This window comes from Streptomyces sp. NTH33 (assembly GCF_003236365.1).
Lineage (GTDB): Bacteria > Actinomycetota > Actinomycetes > Streptomycetales > Streptomycetaceae > Streptomyces.
Genome location: NZ_POTZ01000603.1, coordinates 1 through 3,433 on the forward strand (window position 1 = coordinate 1; position 3,433 = coordinate 3,433).

3 protein-coding genes and 2 pseudogenes are annotated in these 3,433 nt (G+C 74.9%); 4 read left to right on the forward strand and 1 reads right to left on the reverse strand.

From position 1 onward, the window contains the following. Nucleotides 1–2: 2 nt before the first annotated feature. The 3 genes and pseudogenes from C1I97_RS33640 (at nt 3) to C1I97_RS43100 (ending at nt 2,560) form a co-directional block, all read left to right on the forward strand. Nucleotides 3–1,493 (forward strand): ABC transporter permease, encoded by a 1,491-nt coding sequence (locus tag C1I97_RS33640; RefSeq protein WP_111006807.1) that lies wholly within the window; start codon nt 3–5, stop codon nt 1,491–1,493. A gap of 23 nt (nt 1,494–1,516) precedes the next feature. Next, nucleotides 1,517–2,021, forward strand: a pseudogene (locus C1I97_RS43095) (ABC transporter ATP-binding protein); the annotation flags it as partial. A gap of 17 nt (nt 2,022–2,038) precedes the next feature. Continuing rightward, nucleotides 2,039–2,560 (forward strand): TOBE domain-containing protein, encoded by a 522-nt coding sequence (locus tag C1I97_RS43100; RefSeq protein WP_441349183.1) that lies wholly within the window; start codon nt 2,039–2,041, stop codon nt 2,558–2,560. A 57-nt stretch (nt 2,561–2,617) separates the two neighbouring features. On the opposite strand, the gene C1I97_RS33650 is transcribed toward C1I97_RS43100, so the two are convergent. After that, nucleotides 2,618–3,151, reverse strand: coding sequence for a PH domain-containing protein (locus tag C1I97_RS33650; RefSeq protein WP_258382865.1), 534 nt, complete (start codon nt 3,149–3,151; stop codon nt 2,618–2,620). Between the two features lie 144 nt (nt 3,152–3,295). Here C1I97_RS33650 and C1I97_RS43105 point away from each other — a divergent pair. Then, a pseudogene (locus C1I97_RS43105) lies at nt 3,296–3,433 on the forward strand (prenyltransferase/squalene oxidase repeat-containing protein); the annotation flags it as partial.

Sequence of the window (3,433 nt, forward strand, 5' to 3'; positions counted from 1 at the left end):
CCCTGGTGCTGCTCGTACCCGCCTGCGCCGCCGCCCTCCTCGCCCTGCTGCCCCTCGGCTACCTCGCCGTCCGCGCCCTGGAACGGGGCCCCGCCCACGCCTGGGACATCGTCTCCGACGCACGCACCCGGGACCTCCTCGCCCGCAGCCTCGGCCTGACCGCCGTGGTCGTGGCGGCCTCCCTGCTGCTGGGGGTCTCGCTGGCCTGGCTGACCGTGCGCACCGCCCTGCCCGGGGCCCGCGCCTGGGCGGTCCTGGCCACCCTGCCGCTCGCCGTGCCCAGCTACGTCACCGCGTTCGCCTGGCTGTCGGCCGCACCGGGGCTCGCCGGGTTCGGCGGGGCCGCGCTCGCGATGACGCTGGTCGGCTTCCCGTACGTCCTGCTGCCGGTCACCGCCGCGCTGCGGGGCCTCGACCCGGCCCAGGAGGAGGCCGCGCGCTCCCTGGGGCACGGGCCGCTGCGGACGTTCGTCCGCGTCACCCTGCCCCAACTGCGGCCCGCGGCCGGGGGCGGCGCCCTGCTCGTCGCGCTGTACACGCTCTCCGACTTCGGCGCGGTCTCGCTCATGCGGTACGACACGTTCACCCTGGCCATCCACACCTCCTACCGCGCCTCCTTCGACCGCACCCCGGCGGCCGCGCTCAGCGTGGTGCTGGTGGTGATGACGATCGCGCTGGTCGCCGCCGAGGCCCGTACGCGCGGCCGGACCGGGCACGCCAGGACCGGAAAGGGCACCGCCCGCCCGGCGGCCCCGCTCGCCCTCGGCCGCTGGCGGCCGCTCGCCCTGCTGTGGTGCTCGGTGGTGACGGCCGTCGCCGTGGTCTTCCCCCTGGCCGTCCTCGGGTACTGGCTGGCCGTCGGCAACTCGGCCACCTGGGACCTGGGCGGGCTCGCCGGGACGGCCTGGGCCACCCTCGGCGTCGCCGCCGCGGGCGCGGGCCTCACCACGCTCCTCGCCCTGCCGGTCGGGGTGATCGCCGCCCGGTACCGGGGACGCGGCATCCGTCTGCTGGAGCAGGCCGCGTACGCGGGGCACGCGCTGCCCGGCATCACGGTCGCCCTCGCGCTGGTCTTCTTCGCGGTCCGCTACGCCTACCCCCTCTACCAGCGACTCCCGCTGCTCATCTGCGCGTACGCCGTGCTGTTCCTGCCCGTCGCGGTGGCCGCCACCCGCGCCGCCGTCCTCCAGGCGCCGCCCGTCCTGGACGACGTGGCCCGCTCCCTCGGGCGGCGGCCGTGGCAGGTGCTGCGCGAGATCACCGTGCCGCTCGCCGCGCCCGGGGTGGCCGCCGGGGCCGCGCTCACCTTCGTGGTCTGCATGAAGGAACTCCCCGCGACCCTCCTGCTGCGCCCCACCGGCATGGACACCCTCGCCACCCGGCTGTGGACCGAGACCGGCACGGGATCCTTCGCGGCCGCCGCCCCCTACGCCGCCGCACTGATCCTGCTGGCCGCCGTCCCCTCCTACCTCCTGGGCAGGCACCGCAAGTGAACGACACGGACGACATGAGCGACATGAACGAACTGCGCGTCGAAGGGCTCACCAAGTCCTACGGGCCCGGGGAACCGGTCCTGCACGGCCTCGGCCTCACCGTCCCGGCGGGGGCACTGGCCGCCGTCCTGGGCCCCTCCGGCTGCGGCAAGACGACCCTGCTGCGGATCGTCGCCGGTTTCCTGCGCGCCGACGCCGGCACCGTCCGGCTCGGCGGCCGGCTCCTTGGCGGGCCCGGCGTCCACCTCCCGCCGGAGCGGCGCCGGATCGGCATCGTGCCGCAGGAGGGCGCCCTCTTCCCCCACCTGAGCGTGGCCCGCAACGTCGCCTTCGGACTGACCGGCGCCGACCGCGGCGAACGGCGGCGCCGCACCGGGGAACTGCTGGAACTGGTCGGCCTCGCCGGATACGGCGACCGCATGCCGCACGAGCTGTCCGGCGGCCAGCAACAGCGCGTCGCCCTGGCCCGCGCGCTCGCCCCCAGCCCCCAACTCGTGCTGCTGGACGAACCGTTCAACGCCCTGGACAGCGCACTGCGAGCAGGCGTGCGGTCGGACGTACGGGCGGCGCTGCGGGCCACGGGGGCGACGGCCCTGCTCGTCACCCACGACCAGCAGGAGGCCCTGTCCACCGCCGACCTCGTCGCCGTCGTACGCGACGGCGAGGTCGCCCAGTGCGACACCCCGCAGAACCTCTACCGGCGCCCCGCCGACCCCTGGGTCGCCCGCTTCGTCGGCGAGGCCGTCCTGCTCCCCGGCACCGTCGACGGCGACGGCACGGCCCTGACCGCGCTGGGCCCGGTCTCCCTCACCGCCCCCTCCGACGGGCTCCGGTCCGGCACGGTCCTGCTCCGTCCCGAACAACTCCGGCTGACCGCGCCGGACTCCGCCGGCGCGGTCCGGGGCACCGTCACCGACGTCCGCTACTACGGCCACGACGCCATGGTCACCGTGACCGTCGAGGGCCACGACACCCCGGTCGACATCCGCATCGCGGGCCCCGTACCGGTAAGCCCGGGGGAGGAGGCGGGCGTCCACGTCATGGGCGAGGCGGCCCTCCACCCCTGACAGGGAACGTCTCCCCGCGGTTCAGGCAGGTCGCGTAGGGGGAGGCGCGGGCGGATGTCACCCGGTGACCGGCGGTACCGCGCTGCCCCACTGGTGGCTGCGCTGCTCGTCCTCCACCGCCGCGTAGATCAGGCCCTGCAGACCCTCCGGGTCCGGAACGTGCTTCAGCGCGAGCGTCCCGTGCTCCGACCCCGACTGGATGGTCAGCGTCCCCTCGCGCAGGACGCGTTCCCACAACGTGGCGCGGAACTCCACGTCGTTGACGCGGGCCAGCGGGATGCTGTGCCCCGTCTTCGTCAGGAAGCCCTCGCGCACGGAGACCCGCTTCGTCGTGACGATGTACACGGTGCTGCGCCATATCAGCAGCGGCCGTAGCCAGAACCACACGGAGACGACCACCGCCAGGCCCAGCACCCCGTACCGGGCCACGGTGCCCCAGTCCTGGCCGGACGGAATCACCCACACCAGCGCGCCCGCCACGGCCCAGACGAGTACCAGGACGACGAACTCGCCCACCATCTGCGTCCAGTGCTGGCGGGTCGCGTGCACCAGCTCCTCGTCATCGGCCAGATGACGGTCCACGTTCACCATGGGCGGCATCCTGGCACATCGATTCCCGCAGGGGTACGGCCCTCCCGTCCGGCCGGCATCACTCCTGTCCCGAGGCCGTCGCCGGCGCATGTCACTCGATCGCCCACCGTCACCGCGCGGGCGCGTCGAACGTGACCGGCGTCTCGAAGGCGGCCCGGCGGGTGGCCGTACACGCCGGGCGGGCCCAGCGACACCAACTCGACCTCGATCGTCATCGGCGCGCTCGCCGCCGTGGGCGTCAAGCCCGAGAGCGTGGTCAAGGACGGCAGGTCGCCCTACGAC